General features: G+C 44.8%; 19 protein-coding genes. 14 read left to right on the forward strand and 5 right to left on the reverse strand.

Going from position 1 to position 23,300, the window contains the following annotated elements:
- The first annotated feature begins 155 nt into the window (after positions 1-155).
- The 8 genes from BBA02S_RS17200 (at position 156) to mqo (ending at position 11,478) form a co-directional block, all read left to right on the forward strand.
- Positions 156-596, forward strand: coding sequence for a MarR family winged helix-turn-helix transcriptional regulator (locus BBA02S_RS17200; protein WP_041101166.1), 441 nt, complete (start codon positions 156-158; stop codon positions 594-596).
- Entirely contained in the window at positions 593-1,783 is a 1,191-nt protein-coding gene (locus BBA02S_RS17205; RefSeq protein ID WP_041101168.1) for an MFS transporter, read from the forward strand. The genes BBA02S_RS17200 and BBA02S_RS17205 overlap by 4 nt, the downstream gene beginning before the upstream one ends.
- A gap of 70 nt (positions 1,784-1,853) precedes the next feature.
- A complete protein-coding gene (locus BBA02S_RS17210; protein ID WP_041101170.1) occupies positions 1,854-3,596 on the forward strand; it encodes an ABC transporter ATP-binding protein in 1,743 nt (580 codons plus the stop codon).
- Positions 3,577-5,391, forward strand: a complete 1,815-nt coding sequence (locus tag BBA02S_RS17215) for an ABC transporter ATP-binding protein (protein ID WP_041101172.1) — start codon at positions 3,577-3,579, stop codon at positions 5,389-5,391. The genes BBA02S_RS17210 and BBA02S_RS17215 overlap by 20 nt, the downstream gene beginning before the upstream one ends.
- 172 nt (positions 5,392-5,563) lie before the next feature.
- Positions 5,564-6,937 (forward strand): 23S rRNA (uracil(1939)-C(5))-methyltransferase RlmD, encoded by a 1,374-nt coding sequence (gene rlmD, locus BBA02S_RS17220; protein ID WP_082028261.1) that lies wholly within the window; start codon positions 5,564-5,566, stop codon positions 6,935-6,937.
- Between the two features lie 328 nt (positions 6,938-7,265).
- Positions 7,266-7,907, forward strand: a complete 642-nt coding sequence (locus tag BBA02S_RS17225) for a TetR/AcrR family transcriptional regulator (protein ID WP_041114198.1) — start codon at positions 7,266-7,268, stop codon at positions 7,905-7,907.
- On the forward strand, positions 7,900-9,198 hold the full coding sequence (locus tag BBA02S_RS17230; protein WP_041101176.1) for an MFS transporter: 1,299 nt from the start codon (positions 7,900-7,902) through the stop codon (positions 9,196-9,198). Before BBA02S_RS17225 ends, BBA02S_RS17230 begins: the two co-directional genes overlap by 8 nt.
- 759 nt (positions 9,199-9,957) lie before the next feature.
- Complete coding sequence (mqo, locus tag BBA02S_RS17235; protein WP_041114199.1) at positions 9,958-11,478, forward strand: malate dehydrogenase (quinone); 1,521 nt, start codon at positions 9,958-9,960, stop codon at positions 11,476-11,478.
- A 192-nt stretch (positions 11,479-11,670) separates the two neighbouring features.
- Here the strand turns inward: mqo and BBA02S_RS17240 are convergent, their stop codons facing one another.
- Positions 11,671-12,201: an ECF transporter S component gene (locus BBA02S_RS17240; protein ID WP_041114200.1), complete on the reverse strand. Its 531-nt coding sequence runs from the start codon at positions 12,199-12,201 to the stop codon at positions 11,671-11,673.
- A gap of 139 nt (positions 12,202-12,340) precedes the next feature.
- Complete coding sequence (locus BBA02S_RS17245) at positions 12,341-12,712, reverse strand: VOC family protein (RefSeq protein ID WP_041101182.1); 372 nt, start codon at positions 12,710-12,712, stop codon at positions 12,341-12,343.
- A 213-nt stretch (positions 12,713-12,925) separates the two neighbouring features.
- Between BBA02S_RS17245 and BBA02S_RS17250 the strand changes: the two genes are divergently transcribed.
- The gene (locus BBA02S_RS17250; protein ID WP_041101185.1) at positions 12,926-13,864 is read left to right on the forward strand and encodes an alpha/beta hydrolase; all 939 of its coding nucleotides are present in this window, start codon (positions 12,926-12,928) and stop codon (positions 13,862-13,864) included.
- A gap of 61 nt (positions 13,865-13,925) precedes the next feature.
- On the opposite strand, the gene hpaB is transcribed toward BBA02S_RS17250, so the two are convergent.
- Positions 13,926-15,368 (reverse strand): 4-hydroxyphenylacetate 3-monooxygenase, oxygenase component, encoded by a 1,443-nt coding sequence (hpaB, locus tag BBA02S_RS17255; RefSeq protein WP_041114201.1) that lies wholly within the window; start codon positions 15,366-15,368, stop codon positions 13,926-13,928.
- A gap of 506 nt (positions 15,369-15,874) precedes the next feature.
- On the opposite strand from hpaB, the gene BBA02S_RS17265 reads away from it, so the two are divergent.
- From BBA02S_RS17265 to BBA02S_RS17280, 4 genes are all read left to right on the forward strand, one after another.
- The gene (locus BBA02S_RS17265) at positions 15,875-16,948 is read left to right on the forward strand and encodes a LytTR family transcriptional regulator DNA-binding domain-containing protein (RefSeq protein ID WP_041114202.1); all 1,074 of its coding nucleotides are present in this window, start codon (positions 15,875-15,877) and stop codon (positions 16,946-16,948) included.
- 173 nt (positions 16,949-17,121) lie between these two features.
- Entirely contained in the window at positions 17,122-17,967 is an 846-nt protein-coding gene (locus tag BBA02S_RS17270; RefSeq protein ID WP_041101193.1) for an ABC transporter ATP-binding protein, read from the forward strand.
- On the forward strand, positions 17,967-18,680 hold the full coding sequence (locus tag BBA02S_RS17275) for an ABC transporter permease (protein WP_041101195.1): 714 nt from the start codon (positions 17,967-17,969) through the stop codon (positions 18,678-18,680). The genes BBA02S_RS17270 and BBA02S_RS17275 overlap by 1 nt, the downstream gene beginning before the upstream one ends.
- A 167-nt stretch (positions 18,681-18,847) precedes the next feature.
- Entirely contained in the window at positions 18,848-19,858 is a 1,011-nt protein-coding gene (locus BBA02S_RS17280; RefSeq protein ID WP_041114204.1) for a DUF1646 family protein, read from the forward strand.
- A gap of 62 nt (positions 19,859-19,920) precedes the next feature.
- Here the strand turns inward: BBA02S_RS17280 and BBA02S_RS17285 are convergent, their stop codons facing one another.
- Positions 19,921-20,805: a TetR/AcrR family transcriptional regulator gene (locus BBA02S_RS17285; protein WP_041101199.1), complete on the reverse strand. Its 885-nt coding sequence runs from the start codon at positions 20,803-20,805 to the stop codon at positions 19,921-19,923.
- 185 nt (positions 20,806-20,990) lie between these two features.
- Here BBA02S_RS17285 and BBA02S_RS17290 point away from each other — a divergent pair, with 185 nt between their 5' ends.
- Positions 20,991-22,508, forward strand: coding sequence for a DHA2 family efflux MFS transporter permease subunit (locus BBA02S_RS17290; RefSeq protein ID WP_041114205.1), 1,518 nt, complete (start codon positions 20,991-20,993; stop codon positions 22,506-22,508).
- A gap of 127 nt (positions 22,509-22,635) precedes the next feature.
- Here BBA02S_RS17290 and BBA02S_RS17295 read toward each other — a convergent pair whose 3' ends face one another.
- Complete coding sequence (locus BBA02S_RS17295; protein WP_041101203.1) at positions 22,636-23,202, reverse strand: DUF2238 domain-containing protein; 567 nt, start codon at positions 23,200-23,202, stop codon at positions 22,636-22,638.
- Between the last annotated feature and the right edge of the window lie 98 nt (positions 23,203-23,300).

Below are 23,300 nucleotides of genomic sequence, written 5' to 3' on the forward strand. Positions count from 1 at the left end.
CCTGAAACTGCCGAAACATTCGGCAGTTTTTTGTTTTGCACCCATAGCGGCGGGCAATCAAATAAAGATGAACATTGCCTATTCTTTTTGTCGGAATTTATGATACAATAGCAAAGTCGGAAAATAGTTACCTAGGTAATTAAAGGAGAAGGTGTATGGAATTACATGTTTTGTTTCACTCGGTCCATCAATTGTCCAGGCAAATCATGAAGCGCAACAACACCGTTTTGCAGAAATACGGCCTTTACAGTGCGCAATGGTCTGTATTGTATGTGCTGATGCAGCAGGGCAGGCTGACACAAAAAGAGCTAAGTGAGTACTTAGCGGTGGAAGCACCGCCAATGACCCGGACGATCCAGCGCCTTGTCAAGCAAGGGTACGTGAGGCAAGTGCCGGGTGAAGATAAACGGATGAAGTTTATCGAGCTGACCGAACTGGCACAAAAAGAGTATCCGGTTTGGGAAAAGGCTGTGCTGGAAATGAACGAGCAAACCATCAAAGGGTTTTCAAAAGAACATCAGCGGCAATTGCAGCAGCTGATGGCAGAGTGGCTATCTTCATTGGAAAGTCAGCAAGGAGAGGAAGAAAAGAAATGAATAAAGAGCCATTATGGACGAAGGATTTTATCAGTGTATCAGCGAGCAATTTCTTTTTGTTCGTTGCTTTTTATTTTTTATTAGTGACCATGCCGGTATATGCCCTTCAATCATTAGGGGGGAGTTCAGCACAGGCAGGGCTGCTGACAACATTTTTTCTTATTTCGGCGATTATTGTCCGTCCTTTTGCCGGACAGTGGATTGAGAAGTTCGGCAAAAAGACGGTTCTCATCAGCTCACAAGTCATTTTTCTCGGGGCTTCATTATTGTATTTTTTCCCTGACACGCTTGGTATGATGCTAGCGGTCCGGTTCATTCACGGCATCGGGTTTGGGATGGCGACGACGGCTACGGGAGCAATGGTTGCTGAAATTATTCCCGGTTCCCGGCGCGGGGAAGGAATGGGTTATTATGTGATGTCAACGAACTTGGCGATGGTTATCGGCCCTTTTTTGGGGCTGACAGTGATGCAATCGCTGGGAAATACAGCGATGTTTGCGATTAATGCAGCAATCGCCTGTTTAGCGGTGACAGCCGGTCTGGTTATTCATACCGATGAGCAGAAACAATCTGTTCCTGTTGTCTCCATTTTTCAATTGAAATTCAATCTGCGGGATTTGTTTGAGTTTTCGGCGATGCCGATCGCTCTTGTCGGCGGATTTTTTTCGATTATATACGCTTCTTTGCTATCATTCGTTTCGGTGTATGCAGAGGAGCTGCACATTGGCGGCGTAGCTAGTTACTTTTTTGTTGTATATGCCGTGGTCTTGTTGATGTCACGGCCATTCACCGGCAGATGGTTTGACCGGTACGGGGCACATGCGATTGTCTATCCGTCGATCCTTATGTTTGCTGCGGGGATGTTTGTGCTGAGTCAGACGGAAACGGCTCTTGTGTTTCTTGTGGCAGCCGGAATGATCGGACTGGGCTGGGGCACGTTGTTTCCAAGCTTTCAAACCATTGCGATTCAAGAAGCACCGCCTAAGAAAAAAGCCTTGGCTACAGCAACCTTTTTATCCATTTATGATTTAGGCATCGGTGCCGGTTCATTTATTATCGGCTGGGCTGTAACAGGCATGAGCTTCAGCACGCTGTATTTGTCCTGTTCGGCCTATGTCGCTGCCGGTTTGGCCGTTTATTTTCTGCTGCAGGGCCGCCGCGAGCAGAAAAACCGGCAAACTATTTGATGGGAGTGGCTGCTTGGACTATACTGTGGAAAACAAAGCTGTGAAGTGATGGCTAAGAGCAGGTGACAGAATGAAACGTGTGTTATCTTATTTAAAACCTTATCGAGGCTATATGGCCTTTGCCTGGCTGCTTATGCTGGTGGAACTGGCAGTGGAGCTGACTCATCCCTTGTTTATGGCGAAAATTATTGATGAAGGCATTGTGAAGCAGGATATGGGAGCCGTTTATAAATGGGGAGCTTTTATGCTCGGCACGTCTTTATTAGCTTTTGCTTCAGGGATTATTAATTCTTTTGCCGCTGCCCATGTCGGCCAAAATTTCGGCTTCGATCTGCGGGAGAAAATGATGGAGAAAGTGCAATCCTTTTCTTTTGCTAACTATAGCCGGTTTGCCGCTTCGTCGCTCATCACCCGGCTGACCAATGATGTAACGCAGCTGCAAAACGCGGTATTTATGAGTCTGCGGATTATGCTGCGCGCTCCTTTAATGGTCATCTTTGGAACGGTGATGGCGTTCTTGATTCATGCTAAGCTGACGGTGATCCTGCTGGTGACGATACCGCCTATGCTTATTTTTCTCTTTATGATGATGAAGAGAAGCGCTTCTTTATTCCGGTCGGTCCAGCAGCGGCTCGATCGTGTCAATAATGTGATACAGGAGAACTTGACAGGGATGCGCATTATTAAAGCTTTCCTTAGATGGAAGCACGAGGTCAGCCGGTTTCAGGAGGCAGGCGAAAAGCTGATGTCCCAGACAATCCGTGTGCTGCGCGCAGTGGAAGCAACAACTCCGGTGCTGCTTCTCGTGATGAATGCCAGCTTGATTGCTATTTTATGGTTTGGTTTTGCTGAATTTGCGAACGGCACAGCTACTGAAGGGCAGATTGTCGCTGTGATTAACTATGCAACGCGGATCATTTCCTCTTTATCGATGTTTACGTTTATTTTAATGGCTTTTTCAAGAGGAAGAGCTTCAAGCCAGCGGATCGGCGAACTGCTGGAGCAGCCGGAAGAAGAGGCGGACCAGCGCTTAAAAGGAACCCCTTTTCAGCCGCAAGAGGGGAGCATCGAATTTGAGGAGGTTGGTTTTTCTTTTCCAGGGAGCAGCGCGCCTGTTCTTGACGGAATCACTTTCTCCGTCCAGCCTGGAAAGACGGCCGCCATTTTAGGGGCAACCGGTTCGGGAAAATCGACGCTTTTTTACCTCATCCCCCGCCTGTATGAGCTTGATGCAGGGAAGATTCTGATTGACGGTCAGGATATCCGTACGCTTCAGCCGGCATCTCTCCGTGAACAGATTGGTTTTGTTCCTCAAGAATCGCATTTATTTACCGGAACGATTCGCGAAAACATTTCTTGGGGAAAAGAGGATGCTTCAATGGAAGAAGTCATCGAAGCGGCCCGGCGCGCCCAAATTCACGAAACGGTTGAAAGCTTGCCGAAGAAATATGATACGATGATCGGCCAAAAGGGCGTGAATTTATCAGGCGGCCAAAAGCAGCGGCTATCTATTGCGCGGGCGCTCATTCGCAAACCGCTAATTCTGCTGCTGGATGACAGCACGAGCGCTCTTGATGTGCAAACAGAGGCCCGGCTATTATCAGAGATCCGGAAAGAAAGCTGCACGACAGTCATTATTACGCAAAAGATCAGCACAGCGATGCAGGCGGATCAAATCATTTTGCTGGAGGATGGGAAGGTGACCGCTTCCGGCAGCCATGAAGAGCTTGTAGCCGGAAGTGAATTTTACCGCCGCATTTTAGCTTCTCAGTATGGAAAGGAAGGGATGTCTTATGTCAAGGTCAGCCGTTAAGCCGGCCCATCCCCACAGCCGCCATGCTCAGCTTGGGCCAAAGCCGAAAGTAAAAGAGCTGCTGCCGACATTGAAAAGGCTGGCGGGATACTTAGCGAGAAGGAAGGGGCTTCTCTTTCTTGTTGTTCTCATGGTTGCTGCGAGCTCTGCGCTTGGACTGCTTGGCCCTTATCTTGTCGGCCGTGCCATCGATGATTTCATTATGACAAAAGATAGGCAAGGCTTGGTTTTATTGCTTGTGTTGCTGGCTGTTGTCTATGTTTTCTATTCGGCAACGATTTTTCTGCAAAACTATTGGATGGTCGGTGTGGCTCAAAAAACGGTATATGAAATGCGGACGGAATTGTTTACTCATCTTCACCAGCTGCCGCTGTCTTTTTTTGATAAGCGTCAGCATGGTGAGCTGATGAGCCGGGTGACCAATGATATTGAAAACATCAGCAGCACGCTCAACAGCTCGGTCATCCAGGTTGCTTCCAGCGTATTGACGCTGACGGGAGCTATTGCGGTTATGCTCTATTTAAGTCCGGTATTAACAGCTGTGACTTTATTAATTGTTCCGCTTCTGTATATCGGCATGAACTGGATTACAAGCCGGACTCGCCGTCTGTTTAAGGAACAGCAGCGCCACTTGGGCGAGCTGAACGGCTTTATTGAAGAGGCTGTGTCAAGCAAGCACATTGTGAAAATGTTTTCTCGTGAAGAAAAAATCGCACTGGCGTTCAATGAACGAAATGCCAAGCTGAAGGAAGCCGGCTTTTGGGCGCAAACGTATTCCGGCTTTATTCCCAAGCTGATGAACATGCTTAATAATATCAGCTTTGCGCTTATTGCCGGAGCAGGGGGGCTGCTGGCGCTGTACGGCCATGTGACAGTTGGGGTCATTGTTGTTTTTGCTGAATATTCCCGGCAGTTCACCCGTCCGCTCAATGACTTGGCGAACCAGTTCAATACGCTGCTCTCAGCCATTGCCGGGGCAGAGCGGGTATTTGATATTTTGGATACGGAACAAGAAGAGAAAGAAAAAGCTGCCGATGTTCAATTAGATAATGTTCGCGGAAAAATTGAATTTCGGGACGTATCCTTTGCTTACGAGAAAGGCAATGAAACGATCAAGAAAGTCAGCTTTACAGCAGAGAGCGGAGACATGGTGGCGCTCGTTGGGCCGACAGGTTCAGGCAAGTCGACCATCATTAATTTGCTCGCCCGCTTTTATGACCCGGATAGCGGCGCTATCTTGGTAGACAGCTGCAACACTGCCAGCATTCCCCGGTCTGAGCTGAGAAAGCATATGGGGTTTGTGTTGCAGGACGCGTTTTTATTTGAAGGAACGATCAAGGAAAATATCCGCTATGGCCGCCTGGAGGCAACGGATGAAGAAGTCATAGCGGCCGCTAAGTCTGCCAATGCCCATTCTTTTATTATGAAGCTGCCGGACGGCTACGAGACAAAGCTTCAAAATGAAGGCACAGGCATTAGCCAAGGACAGAAGCAGCTGCTTGCTATTGCCAGGGCGATGCTTGCGGATCCGGCTATTTTAATTTTGGATGAAGCAACAAGCAGCATTGATACGATTACAGAAATGTATATTCAGGAAGCGCTCAGCAGTCTGATGAAAGGGCGGACAACCATTATCATCGCTCACCGGCTCAATACTATCCGGCAGGCTGATCAAATTCTTGTGCTGAACCAAGGGCAGATTACTGAGAGAGGCACACACGACACGCTTATACAGAAACAAGGCCAATATGCCGGCTATGCTCAACGCCTGGCTCCTGTCGCTGCCGAGCAGTAACGGGGCCTGGCTTCTTTTATAGGCCAGCAGAAGAACCAGGTGATGATCGGAGGCCGAGCGGGTTTGGTCAAAAGGCCGTCTTGCCATGTGCCATCCTTTTTTTGCCGCAGGTTCTAGATATATGGTAGAATAGCTTTCGATTCTTAAGAAAAAATAAAAAGGGTGGATAATCGTGGCAAAAATTCAAGCCCCTGTTCAAAAAAACCAACTAATAGATGTTTCTTTCGAAGATTTAACCCATGACGGACATGCGGTGGCAAAGGTAGAGGGCTATCCTCTCTTTGTAGCGGGCGCGCTGCCCGGGGAAAAGGGCAGCATTCAAGTGACAAAGATTAATAAAGGCTATGGGTTTGGCCGGCTGATTGAACTATATGAAAGCAGCCCGCAGCGGATAGATATCCCGTCTTCAGAGCTCCATAAATACGGAGGGACCCAGCTTTCACATATTAGCTATGAAGGACAGCTTCAATTTAAAGAAAAACAAGTGAGGGAAGTGCTGGCACGAATCGGCAAATTGGAAGATGTAAACGTTCATCCCATTTTAGGCATGAAGGAGCCGTGGCATTACCGCAATAAAGCACAAGTACCGGTCGGAGAGAAAGCCGGCCGTTTGATTGCCGGCTTCTTTAAACCGCGCAGCCATGAAATTGTCGATACGAATGAAAGTGTGATTCAACTGCCAGAAATTAATGAAGCCGTTCAGGCGGTGAAGGAAATTTGCGGCCGGCTTGGCGTGAAGGCGTATGATGAAGTGGCACATAAAGGCGTGCTTCGCCACATCATGGCACGCTGCGGAAAAGCAACAGGAGAACTGATGGTTGTTTTGATTACACGAACAGCCGATCTGCCGCATTCCCGCAAACTGATAGAGGAAATCACACGCCGTTTGCCGCAAGTCAAATCGATTATTCATAATGTGAATCCTCAGCGGACGAACGTGATTATGGGAGAACAGACGAACGTGCTGTGGGGAAGTGATGTCATTTATGACTATATCGGTGATGTGAAATTCGCGATTTCCGCCAAATCCTTTTACCAGGTAAATCCGGTGCAGACGAAAGTGTTGTATGATCAGGCGCTTGAGTATGCCGGTCTGACCGGCAATGAAACCGTTATTGACGCTTATTGCGGCATCGGCACCATTTCGTTATTTCTCGCCCAGAAAGCAAAACATGTATTCGGCGTTGAAATCGTTCCCGAAGCCATTGAGGATGCGAGGAGAAATGCCAGCTTGAATGGCTTGGATAACGTTGAATTCGCTGCTGGCAAAGCAGAAGAAGTGATCACGGACTGGTATAAGCAAGGCAACAAAGCGGACGTTCTTGTGGTTGATCCGCCGCGCAAAGGCTGCGATGAAGCGCTCTTGCAGACCGTTATCGATATGAAACCGGAAAAAGTTGTCTACGTGTCCTGCAACCCGGCTACACTTGCCCGTGACTTGCGTTTTTTGGAAGACGGCGGCTATCAAACAATGGAAGTGCAGCCGGTTGATATGTTTCCGCAGACGACTCACGTGGAAGCTATAGTGTTGCTACAAAGACAATAAGCCTTTTCAAGAAGTATCGAGGGTTATCATATGAGATAAAAAATTAAAGAAATTCAATTCTAAGGCAATGAATGCAAATCAAAGTTTAAAGTTATCACTATGAAAATTTAATATCTACAGCAAGAGACGTTTCGATTGAAGCGTCTTTTTTTTGTGCAAACAAGGAATGTTCTCTTATCCTGCGGGGCTTGCCATTTCTAATTAAAAATTGTAATAAATAACTTGAATTTCCATATTACATACAACGAAATTATAATGTTTGGTTGAAAATTCAAGAAAAAACGATATAATTATACCGACAGACAGTCGGTCTATAAGGAGGAGTTGGATGAGAAAAGAAGCTGAAGTACGCAAGAACGAAATTCTTGACGCGGCAGATGAGCTTTTCGGTCAGAAGGGCTTGGACGGGACAAGTACAAACGATATTCTCGAAACGGTCGGTATCGCGTGGGGGACAATGTATCATCACTTCAAGGCAAAGGAGGATATTATAGATCCGCTGATTGAGCGGCACAATGTCCGTCTTTTGGGGGCGGTGCAGGAAATTGCTGCCGACAAGAGCATACCTGTAGTCGAGCGCATTATCCGTGTTGTTATGGCACTAAATATAAGTGGCGGAAACAGCAAGGAAATTATGGAGCACATTCATAAGCCGCAGAACGCGCTTATGCATCAAAAAATACAAAAGGTCATCGTCAATGGCGTTCCGCCGATACTAGCGGAAATCATCCGCGAGGGTATTGAGCAGGGAATGTTCAACACACCATTTCCGTATGAGTGTATGGAAATGGTTGTGATGTATGCAACTGCCGTTTTTGATGATGATGTGGTGACAATGACAAACGAGGAGCGCTTTTCACGAGTGCTTGCCTTTATCTGCAATGTAGAAAGGCTGCTTGGGGCAGAAAGCGGAAGTCTGATGAACACTTTAAAGATGTTTGGTATGGGAGGTGGAAGCAACAATGAATAACTCAGTAAAATCCTTCAATAAATTTCTTTTACTTTGGTCGGGTCAGCTTGTTTCCACTATAGGAGGAGGTCTTACGTCATTCGGGCTCGGGATTTATGTTTTCCAGCAGACGGGGAAGGCGTCGGCAATGGCACTAGTCACCTTGCTTGCGTTTATGCCTTCGCTTCTCTTAAGCTCTTATGCGGGCGTTCTTGCAGATCGCCATGATCGAAGGCTGTTAATGGTCTTAGGCGATAGTCTTTCCGCACTCGGACTTGTCTTTATTTTAATTTGTATGCTTCGCGGAGAAGCACAGCTATGGCAGATTTGTGTGGGAGTTGCCATTAGCTCCGTGTTTTCTTCGCTGCTTGAACCCTCATATAAAGCGACGGTTACTGATTTACTTACTGAGGAACAGTACACGCAGGCAAGTGGTCTTGTCCAATTGGCGGGCTCGGCAAAATTTCTGATTTCGCCTATAATTGCGGGATTTTTACTCGCTGTTTCGGATATAAAGCTGTTGCTTATCATCGACATTTGCACTTTTTTTGTCACTGTTTTAACTACGCTTGCTGTACGAAGAGGTCTTCCTTCTAAGACATGTGAACAGACTAAATCTTTTATACATGAGTTCAAAGAAGGTTGGTATGCTATTTCTAAAAACAGAGGAGTGCTTGTTCTTGTCATCGTCACATCCGTGTTGACTTTTTTTCTCGGATTTATTGAAACACTCTCTATACCGATGCTTCTTGCTTTTACGGATAGTTCTGTAATTGGGACAATTGAAACTATTGTTGCTTCTGGAATGCTTGTATCAAGTATACTCCTTGGTTTTTTTTCAATAAAAAAAGATTACGTGAAAATTCTTTCGGTTGCGCTGTTTTGTGAAGGACTGTTTATGGCGGCATTCGGATTTCGCGAACATATTATTTTGATCTGTATTTCCGGATTCCTCTTTTTTGCAATGATGCCATTTGCAAACACAACCCTGGATTTTCTTGTCCGCACGAACATTGATCATTCTGTTCAGGGAAGAGCATGGTCACTGATCGGGGTAATTTCTCAGCTTGGATTTGTTGCTGCTTATGCGCTTTCGGGTATACTTGCAGATTTTGTGTTCACGCCTTTATTAGTGGACGGCGGGATGCTGGCTGACAGTGTGGGGAAAATTATTGGTACGGGCAGCGGCAGAGGAACCGGATTCCTCATTATTATTGCAGGGCTTTTGTTATGTGTGACTTCAATCATTCTATATAACTTGAAATCAGTTAAAACCCTTGAAAACAGAGGGGCCCCATATATTACAGAATAATCCGAAATGACATTTCAAAAAGCAAACTGATCACACTGACAACAACGATATTTGACACTGCCGCGGTTATGCTTGTTTCTCTCTCGGCGATACTTGTGGTCAATCTTTCCGGTGCGAAGGTTGTAATTGACGGAAATTCGCTTGCGGACAGACTGATTACACCTCTTGAGGACTTGAAGCAAACAGACCGACAATAGTAACGATCAAGATTTAATTACCTATTTTGCGTTCACAAGCGAGTGACGAGATAAATCCGTTGTATCTACATATTTGTGCCCGCTCATGTGGAAAGTGTCGCTTGGTTAAAACACAGCTGCTAAGCAGCGGCTGATCAAAAGTCTATAAAAAATACGGCAACGGCTCTGATCGCATCTCTTTGCGAAGGAGCCGTTCTTTATTTTCTATAACAAATAAGCTTGATAAATAAAAGTTGATGCAATGTGATGAAGGAATTTGCGCAATGAGAAGCTTCGGAGCAACGGCACGCTTACATTTAATCATTGCAAGAAGCTGGATCAAGATCCATGGAAAGACTTTTCACTTTTTACCAGCTTTTAAATAGCTTATAATATATTCATAGATGGGAATATTTTAATCTGTCAATAAAAGTGTTATACTATAAGTAAAAGTGATATACTATAATCAGGTACAATCGATACAGAAAAGGTGTGTGTCAAGTCGCGCCTTGGCTTGCTTGTGACGCCTAAGAGGGAGCGACTCTATCTTTTCTGCAAATCTTAGGGGATAAGGAAGGTTAAAATGAGCAACAGAGAAACGAAAACAGACGTCATCTTAATTGGTGCCGGAATCATGAGCGCGACTTTAGGTACACTTCTAAAAGAACTAGCACCGGACTGGAATATTACAGTGTTTGAGAAACTAGCAGACGCAGGAGAGGAAAGCTCTAACGAATGGAATAATGCCGGAACAGGGCATGCCGCATTGTGCGAGCTCAACTACACCTCTGAAAAACCAGACGGATCCGTTGATATTACAAAGGCAATTAAAGTAAATGAACAATTCCAGGTTTCTATGCAGTTTTGGTCTTACCTTGTAAAGAGCCAGCTGATCAATAATCCGCAGGAATTTATTATGCCGCTGCCCCATGTCAGTATGGTGCAAGGAGAAGAAAATGTAGCATTCTTAAAGAGACGTTTTGAAGAGATGTCAAAAAATCCTCTTTTCAAAGGAATGGAATTTTCTGATGACGCGGACAAACTGAAAGAGTGGATTCCGCTTATTATGCAAGACCGTCCAGCAGATGAAGCGATTGCAGCAACGAAAATTGACACAGGTACAGATGTTAACTTTGGCGCTTTAACACGTATGTTATTTGACCACTTAAAAACTAAGAACGTTGAGGTTAACTATAACCATAGCGTCGAAAGTCTTAAGCGCACGAAGGATGGCTTATGGGAAGTAAAAGTACATGATGTGGACGGCTGCAAAATGAAATATGAAACGGCCAAATTCGTCTTCCTTGGAGCCGGGGGAGGAAGCTTGGAGTTGCTGCAAAAATCAGGCATTCCAGAGGGAAAACACATTGGCGGCTTCCCGATTAGCGGATTGTTTATGGTATGCAAAAATCAAGAAGTCGTTGAGCAGCATCATGCCAAAGTATACGGAAAGGCTAAAGTTGGCGCTCCGCCAATGTCCGTTCCGCATCTTGACACACGCTACATCGATAATAAAAAATCCTTATTATTCGGACCGTTTGCCGGTTTTTCGCCTAAGTTCTTAAAAACTGGTTCAAATATGGATTTGATTGCTTCCGTAAAGCCGCATAATATTACTACCTTATTGGCGGCCGGAGTAAAAGAAATGGCGTTGACGAAGTACTTGATCCAGCAGCTGATGCTATCCAAAGAGCAGCGCATGCAAGAATTGCGCGAGTTTATTCCAAATGCCAAGAGTGAAGATTGGGATATGGTGGTTGCCGGCCAGCGTGTACAAGTCATTAAAGATACGGAAGCGGGCGGCAAAGGAACCCTTCAATTTGGCACAGAGGTTGTAAGTGCTTCTGACGGCTCCATCGCTGCCTTGCTGGGTGCTTCTCCGGGGGCTTCCACTGCGGTTCACGTCATGCTTGAGGTTCTTCAAAGATGCTTCCCTCAACATATGGGCGAGTGGGAAGCGAAAATCAAAGAGATGATTCCTTCTTACAGCATGTCGCTCATGCAAAATCCAGAGCTTCTGGAGGAAGTCCACGCTTCAACAGCGCAGACGCTCGGGCTAAGCGAAAACAAGCAACAGCTGCAGACAGCAGGACAAGGCGTATAAAAGACCCGGCAGGCTACCCTGCTAAAGAAGCTTCCCGTTTTTTGCGGGAAGCTTCTTTTTTGACCTTTTATACACTTGCTGTTCCCATTCAAAGAGCCGGCACTAGAAGCTAGTGCCGGCTCTTTTTGTTTCATTAGAAAGCAGGGATGACGACTGTCTCAGCTTTGGCGGGATCGGCTTGGAGCCGGCAAGTTACCCGGCAATTTTCTTTAAGCGTCCTGCCAGCGGCAAGACAATCAGCCCGGCGATAACAACCTGAAGGACATTTCCAGGGACAGAGCCGAATGGCTGTATCCAGTTAGCATACAAAATCACTTCAGCAAAATAATAGCCGACGACTTTAATTGCCAATGCGGCAGCAATCGCCAGTGTGTTGACGATGATTCTCTTGCCGGGCACTTTTTCAGAGATGAGGCCTGCTGTAAAGCCCATTGCCCCAACGATAACAAATGTAAACGGCGCCCATATTGTCCAGCCGGAAAGAAGGTCGAATAAGGCCATTCCGAAGGCTCCTGCTATCGCCCCGGTTTTTTTGCCGTACACGAAGGCGGCGATAAAAAGAGGCACATTTCCCAAGTGGATGAGGCCGCCGTTTCCCATGATTGGAAGCTTTATGTTGATAAACATAGTCGCTACAAGAGTTAATGTAATAAAAAGTGCATTAATGACGATCGCCCTAGTTTTCGTCCTAGCGGCTCCTGCCGATGAAAATGTTGAATCCATATGACAACCTCTTTCTGTTTTTATCTACTATCATACTCTTAATCAGGCACTTAATAAATACCTAATCCTGTTTATTGGAACAGGTAAAGAATAACAAGGATAGAAATAACATATAGGTGGAATAAAAGCCGGATACAGTCTATTCGTAGCTGCAGAATTCTAGTAAGTTTCCATCTGGATCGCGCAAATAGAGTGATTTCATTTTGCCTTTTACGCCAGTTCTTTCCACCGTGCCGGTTTCTAATTCGATGTTCTTCTTTTCCAGTTCATTTTTTAAATAATCAATGCTCCCGTTCACTTCCAAACACAAATCAGCGCTTCCTGTTTGGATATGCTTGGCGTGCGGAGATAATTCTTTTCCTAAAAAGTGCACATTAATTTTGAAGTCGCCAGCGAAAAGCTCCCAGCGTTCATTTGTATTTTTGGCCGTAAAACCCAGCTTTTTATAAAAGGAGATGCAATTTTCCATATTTGCGGTAGTAATGACCAAGTGATCGATTTTTTTAATCATTGATTTGTCCCTGCCTTTTCATTCAGGCCGATTGCCTAATCGCTTTCCTTTCGTAAAGAAATGGTGCTTTAGGATTATAGCATAAATTGATAGATTCTTCTAATCATTCTTAAATTTTGCCTTCTTGCTTGCCGCTTCAATCGTTATTTTTGTTGAACTTTATTACAATTGATATTATTATCAAATTTAATAATATAATGAATGAGGGGAAACATGATGATCGAAAAAGAGATAATCATTGAAAAAGATATTTTTGCTACAGTCACATGCCCGCAGCAGGCCGGAGTGTTTCCAGCAGTCTTGCTTATCGCTGGTTCGGGGCCGATTGATCGCGATGGAAATGGGAAAAAAGGCAAATATCCGACGAATTTATATAAAGAATTAGCCGTTTTCTTTACAGAATGTGGTTTTATGACGCTTCGTTATGACAAGCGCGGGACAGGAAAACGCCAAGGAGACTGGAGGGACGCCGGATTGTCTGACTTATTGTCCGATGCCAAAGCAGCTGCGGCTTTTTTGCAGGGACAGCCCAATGTTTCGAAGGTGATTGTATGCGGCCACAGTGAAGGAACCATCTTAGCGACAGATATCGCGGCGACCATGGCGATAGATGGCTGTATGCTTCTGTCCGGCGGGGTGGATAACTTAATGGAGGCGCTCATTCACCAGCGGAAGCAGGCCTATCGGGAGCTGTTAGAGATGCCTGGCTGGAAAGGGTGGTTTAATCGGAAGCTGAAGGTAGATGAAATAAATGAAAAAAAGGCGGAAAAACTACTGGAGAAAATGAAAGCGTCCAATCGCGACACGATTCGGGTTCAAGGCATTAAGCAGCCGGCAAAATGGTTTCGTGAACATGCAGATTACCAGACGAGAGCGGCTTTACAACGAGTCACTTGCCCTGTTTTCGCCCTGCATGGCAATAAAGATCCGCTTGTAGACAGCACTGTGCTGGAAGAACTGGCAGGCCTCGTGCAAGGAGAAAGTGAATACTATGTCGTCGAAGATATGGAGCATGGCCTGCGCGAACAGGCAGAACCGAAAAGCATATTAAAAACAAAGACGTTGATGAAAACAGTTTTGACGCGACCGCTTCATGAAGAGGCATTGCAGCTGATGGCCGGCTGGCTCAAGCGATTCTTAGCGGAAGACTGAGTTTTTTAAGCGAAAAGAGCCTTTCAAGTCGGAAAGGCTCTAACGTTCTTTCCGGTTTTTTTCATTCCGATTGCAGCCATCTGTTGATTGCCTTGACATAATCATCTTTTGGGTAGTCTTTGTAGAATTCGCTGGCTAGCCGTATAGGATCGCCGAAAAAATATCTTTCATAGTGGGTTTGCCTTGTGCCAAACGAGCTCATGGTGAGATCCCAAGCTAAGCGGAATAGCTTCGTCCGGTCCACGGCCGTTTTGTTTGCTGCCTGCAAATATTGGTCAAGGTCTTTTCTGATGGCAGACTGAAAGGCTTTTTCGGTTGGCAGAGATACCATCCCGCTGGCACCGATTAATTGAATGATTTCAGTAAAGCGAGGGTAAATCCTCGGAAAGACGTTGCTTGCCGCTTGGAGGGGGATAAGACTCGGCCGCATCGATCCCCATTCATCCAATTGGGCATCATTCTCCGATTTCTCAAGCAATGCTTTCATTGTTTCCAGACCGATCATAATTTCCGATAGCTTTTCTTGAATATGCTGATACTCGCTGACGTTAATCGTTTGGACGAGAAGCTCTGCCACACCTAAAATAAATTCTGTTTTGATGGTTTGCCTTGTGACGGCCTGGTGAACGGCAAACGGGGAAAACGAGCTTTTCTTGAGAAAGTCGTTCGCTGCTTTAATATTATCGTAGAAGAAGACACGGTCCCATGGAACGAGCACATGATCAAAGACAATAACAGAATCCATTTCTTCATATTGCGAGCTTAAAGGATGATCAAAACGGGATTCGCTGTTCAGAAAAGACTCTCTGCAAATAAACTTTAATCCTTTCGTATCGGAAGGAATGGAAAATGCGAAGGCCTCATTGGATTGAAAAAACAATTTAGGAGCATGGAACACTAGCACTTCATCCGTTAAGCCGCCCTGAGTAGCAAGAAGACGGGCTCCCTTAATGATCAGTCCCTGCTCATTCCTGTCAACGATTTGAGCAGAGATAGGTTCATTAGCATCCTCGGAATAGATTTGGGAGCGATTCACTTGCGGCGTGATGAATGTATATGTAAATGAAAGATCTTTTTCGCAAGCCAGCTCATACAGTGACCGAATATGTTCAGGAAAGCAATTTTCCCTGCCGGTTAAGAGCTCTGCTGAGGAGGCAAAGCTCATTAGCACGCTGTTTAAGTAGTCAGGGCTTCTTCCCATCAGACCGCCTGTGTGTCTGGCCCATTGTTCGATCATTTTTCTCCTCTTCAGCAAATCCTCCTTTGTTTTCGGCTGTAAATAAGACAGGCCGACACGTTCGCCGGTGCTTGGCGATATAAAAGTCATTTGTTCCTTCAACTCAGGCTGGCATTGCAAATCGTAAAGGGAAGCTTTTGTTTGCAGCAGTCCTTTAAAGGCAGAGTGCTCAGAGAGATTGCCTGCGACTTTTTCTCCATCAAACCAAATTTCTGTTTTGAGCTGGTTTAGACGGTCGATCAATTCTTTTCCGTTTACTACTCCCATGTTTTCACTCCTTTGAATTTTAAATGGTTGAATATGTTATTTTATTAGAGGATGGGAGAGGAGGTGATTTTCAGATGACTGATGCGAGAGGGGATAGATTGAATGCGATCAAGTAAAGATAGCTGTAGTTGAACCCCGCAGGCTCAGTGGTTGAGAAGAGCAGTCGGGATTTTTTTATGAAAAGGATGAATGAGTCGAGAGTTTGCAATGTAATGGAATTTATAGGTTCATTTGGAATCTTTACTATATAATGAAAAGGCTCGATTGAAACATATAGAAGAATGTTTCTAAATATGGCTGCGGAAGAATGCTTTCCGCGGGGAAGCAAGGATTTACACGAATCCCAAGCAATCAGCATGAAAGAAATCATAACAGTTCCAAGGAAAAAGGGAGTGTTTTTCTCTGAATGCTTGCGGCTGATGCTGCAGTCTCAATATCTGGAGCTCCATACAGCCGCAGACTGCTTAAATAATCATTGATTAATTTTATATGAGGTGTGCAATAACATGGTAATCCTGCAAATGAAGAAAATAGAAAAGAATGAAGGAAATACAATTGTTTTTCCAACATTCGATTTAGATGTACGTAAAGGAGAAATAGTGGCGATTAAATGCCATAGTGAAGTGGGCAAACAGCTAATAAAAATGGTCATCGGCGAGGTTCCGTTATCAAACGGCGAGATTTTACTAGAGGGTGTACCTTTAAATCGCCATTTTAAGAGCTTATCTGCCCGGGTAGGAATCTTTCAGCTGGATGAAGTCCTATATGACCGTTTGACGCCACAGGAATACTTGAAGTTCTTTCAACGGCTGTATGGTGCGAAAGAGGAAACAGAAGGGCTTCTCGATAAAGTTTGCCTAGCGGAGAAGGCGAAGGTGAAAATTATGAAGCTGTCTTATTCGGAAAAGAAAAGGCTGCAGCTTGCTAAGTCTGTTTTGCATCAACCGGATTTGCTTCTTATGGAAGAGCCTGACCAAAATATGAATATTGAAAGCAAGATTATTATGCAAAGAGTATTGGCAGACTTTGCAGAGCAAGGAAAAGCTATTCTAATAACGACCGATAACTTTGAAAGCGCCATATCTATGACGAATATTCTTTACCAGTTGAACGAAAAAGGCTTGAAAAAAATTGAAGTGGTTGAGGAGGAACATAAAGAGTCAGCTGGTACCGAAAATCAACTAGCCGCCGCTCAGGAGGAGCTTCCCGATGAAGAGAACCATTCCTTTGCTTACAGGCAGATAAAGGTTGAAAAAATTCCGGCAAAAATGAATGAGAAAATTGTTCTTTTTGATCCGACTGAAATCATTTTTGTAGAGAGCAATGAAGGGGTTGCCCAACTGCATGTAAATGGAGAAGTTTTCCCCTGTTCCGCTACATTAAATGAATTATCTGAACGGCTGCAGCCCTTTGGTTTTTTTCGTTGTCACCGTTCCTATATTGTTAATTTGCAAAGAGTTCGTGAAGTGATTCCCTGGACAAGAAACAGCTACAGCTTAATTCTCGAAGATTCAAAGAAGACTGCTATCCCATTATCTAAAGGGAAGTTGAATGAATTGAAAAATATTATTGGAATTTAATTTTAAATAAGAGTCTAATAGCGGACTTTTGAATAAAATGTTGCTCCATTCAACGGGAAATTGACGCTCCTTAACTGCTTTTTCACTCTTTTGGCCTTGATATTACGGCGTTTTTCTTCTGTGGCCATTACACTTGATGTGCCACGGTGAAAACGAGAAAAGGAGCAAGCAGAATGGAAAATGTTATTGAAGTAAAGCATTTGGTGAAGTCGTTTGAGAATAAAACCGCCTTGAAGCGTGTGGACTTTAATGTAAAAAAAGGGGAGACGATTGGATTTTTAGGTCCTAGCGGATCGGGAAAAACGACTATAATAAAAATTTTAACAGCGCAGCTTCACCCAACATCTGGGGAAGTCAAAGTGTTTAATGAACCAATACATAAGTTAAAGACGCCCGCTTATATGAAAAAAATCGGTATTTTGACAGATAACAGCGGTCTTTATGAGCGGCTTAGCATTTATGATAACCTTGCCTTATATGGCGATTTGTATGAAGTAAAGAAAAGCAGAATAAACGAAGTGCTTGAAGCTGTTAATCTATTAGACGAGAAAAAACAGATTGTACAAAAGCTGTCAAAGGGGATGAAGCAGCGGGTTACGCTAGCCAGGGCCATCTTACACAAACCAGATCTTCTGTTTCTGGATGAACCAACTTCCGCTTTAGATCCAGTCAACACAAAGTATATTCACGAAGGGTTAAAGAAGTTGAATGAGGAAGGAACAACGATTTTTTTAACTACCCATGATATGCAGGAGGCCGAGGTGCTTTGTGATCGGGTCGCTTTTTTGCATGACGGCGAAATAAGGCTGCTGGATACACCGCAAAGCTTAAGGGCTCGAGAGAAAAACATATCGATCTCACTCGTATTAAAGGGCGACAGAACAGTCGTCGTTAAGAAAGACGAGGAAGGGGCTAAAGCCATCTATGACTCTATTCAAACAGGCCAGCTTCTAACTATTCATTCAAATGAGCCGACACTTGGGGACATCTTTGTCCGGTTAACAGGGAGGAACTTATAATGACCTTTTCAACGAAAAGAGTAAATGCCATATTTATTAAGGATTGGAAAGACCTTCAAAGAAACTCTTATATTCTTTTTACAGCAGCTATTCCGTTATTTTTTGCTGCATGGCTCGGGCGCATAGGGGCAGACAGCGCCATCCTGGCTTCATATCCGGTTAATTTAGCTCTGGTGATTGCCGGTGCATTTATTCAAGCAGCTATGGTAGCAGAGGAGAAAGAAAAAAATACACTGAGAGGACTGCTATTGTCACCGGCAAATACGCTGGAAATCTTAGTGGGAAAAAGCGCTCTATCCGCTGTAATGACCATTGTGATCATTACGGGATCCATCTTATTGTCAGGCTATCACGTTCCGTCCCTGCCGGTATTTGCAGTGAGTATATTGCTCGGCCTAATTATTTATTTAGCTATTGGAACTATTCTTGGCTTGCTGTCACGGACGGTCATGGAGAGCAGCATTATTGGCATGCCTGTACTGGTAGTCTTTGGAATGGCTTCTATGGTGAAAACGACGATAGAAAATGAAGTTCTTGTCAAGGTGATCGATTATTTGCCAAGCGAACAATTAAACCATATTTGGGTCCGCTTAGGCGAGGGCGAGGGTTTAAGTGCTGTCAGCGGCAATATGGCGGTACTGTTGCTGTGGGCTGCCGCATCATTTTTTGCCACTATGCTGATTTATCGGAAAAACAGTATGGATTACTCATAATTGCTAAGCAGGCATTCTTGTTAATGCCTGCTTTTTAGTTTGCCGCTCTTTAGGCAAAGGGCAGGAACTCTTGAAGCAATCAACTTTAAGTTAAATATTTTTTTCGTTTTTTTCATATAAATAGGTTGCTGTTAGTTAAAGCTTGATGGCAAGGAGGGGATTCGCTAATGATCGGTTTATTCGTTATCTTGCTGCTTGTATTGCTGCTGCCTTTCCTCGCGAAAAAGGTGGAGGAGAATTTAGAAGTATTTTTATTTGTGATGGGAGGTTTGGCGGCTGTCAGCGGCCATGTGCTGGATCGGGCTTTACTGGAGAAGGCGCTCAAAGATCCGATCAGCATTACGGCTGCTGTATTGGCGGCCGGCCTTTTGTTCAAGTGGCTGAGAAAGCCATTAGAAAAAGGGATTTATCGACTTCAGACGGGGATGCCCTTTCGCTTGTTTATTGCCTTGGTTGTTGTTATTTCAGGGCTGCTGTCAAGTGTGATTACAGCGATTATCGCCGCTCTGATTTTAGTTTTGATAGTGAGTGTTCTGCCGCTTGATCGCCAATCTGAGGTCAGGCTTGTCATCTTAGCTTGTTTCTCGATTGGGCTGGGGGCTTCTTTAACACCAATCGGGGAGCCGCTGTCCACGATCGCGATCAGCAAGCTGGGAGGAGATTTCTTTTATCTTTTGCGGCTGATCGGACCGGAAGTGTTAGGGGCTGTTCTGCTTTTAGGCATTCTTGCGATGATGGTTGTTCACCCGGCGGCCGATCAGGCCAGCCTGAGAGATCGCCGGACGGAGGAGTCCTATGAAGAGATTGCCGTGCGAACGGTGAAGATTTACTTATTTGTAATGGGATTGACCTTGCTTGGTGCCGGGTTTGAACCGCTCATTAACCAATACCTTCTTCATGTCGATACCGGTGTTCTATACTGGATGAACATGATCTCAGCCATACTTGACAACGCGACCCTCACTGCTGCTGAAATTAGCCCTTCCATGGACGAACCGGCTGTAAAGGCGATTCTGCTGGGTCTTTTGATCAGCGGAGGGATGCTTGTTCCAGGCAACATTCCGAACATTATTTCAGCAGGAAAGCTGGGAATCACGAGCAAGGAATGGGCGAAATTTGGACTGCCTGTCGGTCTTGTCATCATGCTTCTCTGCTTTATGGTCCTTACCTTCCTATAAAGACTTAGAATGCTGCCTGCACGTTCGAGCTTAAGAGTCGCTTCTTAAGCTTTTTTCTCTTTTTATTGGGCAAAGTAACTAGTGATGAGTTGTTCCAGTGAGTGAAGCTGCTTGCTTGCCGGAACGCCAGCGCTTTCTTTCAGCGAAGAGAGCGCGCTTTTTACAAGAAATCTGCGAGGGTTTCTCGCATGAAGAAGCTCATCTTGAATAAAGTCCAGCAATTCGCTGCATTTCAGCTTTTCTTCCTGGCAGTGACCGGCTTTTTTCAACGCGGAAATAATGCTGCAAAGTTTTTGCTGAAATGTCTGGTCGGCTTTTTTGCAGTCTGGAAGCCAGTTGTCCAAGAATTCAGGACGAATTAATTGCTCACCGGATTCGGCTGCTTCGTTTACAACGCCTACAATCCTGTTGACGCTGTATCTTACTGCTCGCTGAAAGCCGGCTTTTGACTCATGAACCAGCGCATAGTATCTCAATGTTTGATGCAAAATGCCGATCAGCATGATGGCGCCGTCCAATAAATAGGGACGATGACTTTCGTCGAAAATATCCGTAAAGCGCTGATGCACCCAGCGGATCGTAAGCAATTGGCCTCTCTTCATAAATTGCTTTAAATCCTCATCATTTGTCACGAGTACTTCTTCGAAGAGAGCGATTAACTTATTAGTCCGGTTTGTCTGCATTTGAAGCTCAATTTGCTTAATGAAAATTTCAATATCAGAAGGGTCTTGGCCGATAAGCAGCTCGTTCCGTTCCTTTTCCAGCTGGCGATAAATTGTTTTAAACAAAGCGATGAGCAGTTCATTTTTAGAAGGAAAATAATTATAAAATGTACCCTTCGAGATACCGCTGTAGTCCAATATATCCTGGATAGAGGTGGCTTGGAACCCCTTCTCAATAAATAGCTGGTGAGCCATTTTAATCACATGCTGTTTTCTATCATTCATTTGATCACCTTTATTATTAGTTAGACTGCCTGTTCAAAACTATAGTACATTATTTTTCAGACTAGTACAAACTCAATAAAATAAAGGTACTTTTAGGTTGCAGAATTTGAACATATAGTATATGATAGCTGTTGTGTGAAATGATGGTACAAAATAATAGACTGAATGTACATGGAGGGGAATAGATGGAACATTCAATAGAAAAGACATCTCGCCCGCAGTACGGAATTCTGGCCGTTCTGATGATTGGGGCTTTTATTGCATTTTTAAATAACACGCTGTTAAACATTGCGCTTCCTTCTATTATGAAGGACTTAAAGGTTGACGCATCGACTGTGCAGTGGCTGACAACAGGATTTATGCTGGTGAATGGAATTATGATTCCAACGACCGCTTTTTTAATTCAGAAATATTCGGTTCGCCGTTTGTTTTTGATCGCCATGAGCTTATTTACGATAGGGACCATTATCGCTGGAGTGGCTCATGTATTTCCTATTCTGCTGGCTGCACGCATGGTTCAAGCCTCTGGCTCGGCCATTATGATGCCGCTCTTAATGAATGTCATGCTTGTGAGCTTTCCTGTAGAAAAAAGAGGAGCCGCGATGGGGGTATTTGGATTAATCTTAATGGCGGCGCCAGCTATCGGCCCGACTTTATCCGGCTGGATTATTGAGCATTACGATTGGCGGATGCTGTTCCATTTTGTAACGCCGATTGCTGTTGTTGTGCTGTTAATTGGTTACTTCTTGCTGAAGGACAAAAAAGAAAAGGTGAATATCCGCCTTGATTTATTTTCCTTGTGCTTGTCAACCTTAGGATTTGGCGGTCTGCTGTACGGGTTCAGTTCTGCCGGCAGCAAAGGCTGGGATAGTCCGCAAGTATATGGAACGATCTTAGTGGGGGTTGTTGCTTTAGTATGGTTTATTTTGCGCCAGCTGAAGATGGATATGCCGATGCTTAACTTCCGGATCTTTAAATATCCGATGTTTGCCTTGTCATCATCCATTACGATGGTTGTAAATATGGCCATGTTTTCCGGTATGCTGCTGATTCCTATTTATGTGCAGACCATCCGCGGGATTTCACCAATGGATGCTGGTCTGATGATGCTGCCGGGAGCACTTGTGATGGCGGTGATGTCACCGGTCACTGGAAGATTGTTCGATAAGTTTGGCGGCCGTGTGCTAGCTGCTACCGGCTTATTGATTACAACGGTTACTACGTACTATTTCAGTAAGTTAACGCTGGATACAACTTACACCCATTTAGTTTTACTAAATGCTGTACGGATGTTCGGCATGTCAATGGTTATGATGCCTGTTTCCACCAACGGCTTAAATCAGCTGCCTGCCCGCTTTTATCCGCATGGCACAGCTATGAACAACACGTTGAATCAAGTATCGGGCGCCATCGGAACGGCTCTCCTCGTCACGGTGATGTCTAATCGCACCGAAACACACGCGGCAGAAATAGCGGCCGATGCGATGAAGCATGCGGCTGCGCAGCCGACACCGGCAGCTTTGGCGGAGATGAAACAGCAAATTGCGATGAAAGCGATGCTTGAAGGAATTAACGATGCCTTTTTTATTGCTACTTTAATTGCTACGGTGGCGCTTATTCTTTCGCTCTTTATTAAGCGCTCTAAGCCGGCTGAAGATCGTCCGCAGGAGAGACAGGCGAAGCAGCAGCTGGCAGAGAATTAACCAGTTCGTTTGGGCGTTAATAATGCCGGCACTGTATCCGAGGCGTTGAAGTCATGTCTGCGGCAAGCGTCCGCCTATTTTTGAGAAGAAAAAGGAGCCGCCTGATGTTTGTTCAGGTGGTTCCTTTTCATTTGACGATGGATTTTTTTTGAAACACGGCATATCCAGCAACGATCAGCGCTCCTGCCATTCCGGAAAACAAATCGGTCATTGTATCCTTGTTGCTGTCGCTTTCCAATGCGCCGATCAGCGTGCCGACAAATTCCACGCCTTCCCACATGACGCTGGAAGTGATGGAGAAGGATAAAACAAATAGAAAAATGAGCCAAGACGAAACATGGCGTTCTGCCGATTCAGGGATGTACCATTTGTATAAAGCGATGGCCACGAAAGCCATAAAGGCGCTTCCGAGAAAATGAGTGGCTGTATCCCACCAAGAGAACCGGTCATAAAAGCGCAGCATTGCTCCGAGGAAAAAGGTGCTGAACAGCAAAAGGTAGTAGCCGGCTATAAGCGGCAAACTGAATGGAATCCGCTTGCAAAACAGAAGCAGCAAGGGCAGGGCGCTAGTTAAAACTCTTCCCAGCATATCAGTCCAGTCAAAAGAAGCACCATTTATGTAGTTGATGACGGAGCCGCCAACTACTAACAGAGTAAAAAGGATGCTCAAGATCCATATCGCTTTCTTTTTCATTTCTATCGCCTCATTTATTGAAGTTCTTAACAGTATGTCCATTCCTGTGTGATTTACCAGCTAAAATAAAAAAGATTAGCCTAGCGGCTAATCTCAGA

The sequence above is a fragment of the Bacillus badius NBRC 15713 genome, from assembly GCF_001591605.1.
GTDB classification, from domain to species: domain Bacteria; phylum Bacillota; class Bacilli; order Bacillales; family Domibacillaceae; genus Pseudobacillus; species Pseudobacillus badius.

Bases quoted from the DNA above. Each gene is read 5' to 3' on its own strand.
- BBA02S_RS17280 (WP_041114204.1), top strand. From the start codon at position 18,848: ATGATCGGTTTATTCGTTATCTTGCTGCTTGTATTGCTGCTGCCTTTC.
- mqo (WP_041114199.1), top strand. From the start codon at position 9,958: ATGAGCAACAGAGAAACGAAAACAGACGTCATCTTAATTGGTGCCGGA.
- BBA02S_RS17225 (WP_041114198.1), top strand. From the start codon at position 7,266: ATGAGAAAAGAAGCTGAAGTACGCAAGAACGAAATTCTTGACGCGGCA.
- BBA02S_RS17240 (WP_041114200.1), bottom strand. From the start codon at position 12,201: ATGGATTCAACATTTTCATCGGCAGGAGCCGCTAGGACGAAAACTAGG.
- BBA02S_RS17230 (WP_041101176.1), top strand. From the start codon at position 7,900: ATGAATAACTCAGTAAAATCCTTCAATAAATTTCTTTTACTTTGGTCG.
- BBA02S_RS17205 (WP_041101168.1), top strand. From the start codon at position 593: ATGAATAAAGAGCCATTATGGACGAAGGATTTTATCAGTGTATCAGCG.
- BBA02S_RS17200 (WP_041101166.1), top strand. From the start codon at position 156: ATGGAATTACATGTTTTGTTTCACTCGGTCCATCAATTGTCCAGGCAA.
- BBA02S_RS17270 (WP_041101193.1), top strand. From the start codon at position 17,122: ATGGAAAATGTTATTGAAGTAAAGCATTTGGTGAAGTCGTTTGAGAAT.
- BBA02S_RS17215 (WP_041101172.1), top strand. From the start codon at position 3,577: ATGTCAAGGTCAGCCGTTAAGCCGGCCCATCCCCACAGCCGCCATGCT.
- BBA02S_RS17210 (WP_041101170.1), top strand. From the start codon at position 1,854: ATGAAACGTGTGTTATCTTATTTAAAACCTTATCGAGGCTATATGGCC.
- BBA02S_RS17285 (WP_041101199.1), bottom strand. From the start codon at position 20,805: ATGAATGATAGAAAACAGCATGTGATTAAAATGGCTCACCAGCTATTT.
- BBA02S_RS17290 (WP_041114205.1), top strand. From the start codon at position 20,991: ATGGAACATTCAATAGAAAAGACATCTCGCCCGCAGTACGGAATTCTG.
- BBA02S_RS17275 (WP_041101195.1), top strand. From the start codon at position 17,967: ATGACCTTTTCAACGAAAAGAGTAAATGCCATATTTATTAAGGATTGG.
- BBA02S_RS17245 (WP_041101182.1), bottom strand. From the start codon at position 12,712: ATGATTAAAAAAATCGATCACTTGGTCATTACTACCGCAAATATGGAA.
- hpaB (WP_041114201.1), bottom strand. From the start codon at position 15,368: ATGGGAGTAGTAAACGGAAAAGAATTGATCGACCGTCTAAACCAGCTC.
- BBA02S_RS17295 (WP_041101203.1), bottom strand. From the start codon at position 23,202: ATGAAAAAGAAAGCGATATGGATCTTGAGCATCCTTTTTACTCTGTTA.
- BBA02S_RS17265 (WP_041114202.1), top strand. From the start codon at position 15,875: ATGGTAATCCTGCAAATGAAGAAAATAGAAAAGAATGAAGGAAATACA.
- BBA02S_RS17250 (WP_041101185.1), top strand. From the start codon at position 12,926: ATGATGATCGAAAAAGAGATAATCATTGAAAAAGATATTTTTGCTACA.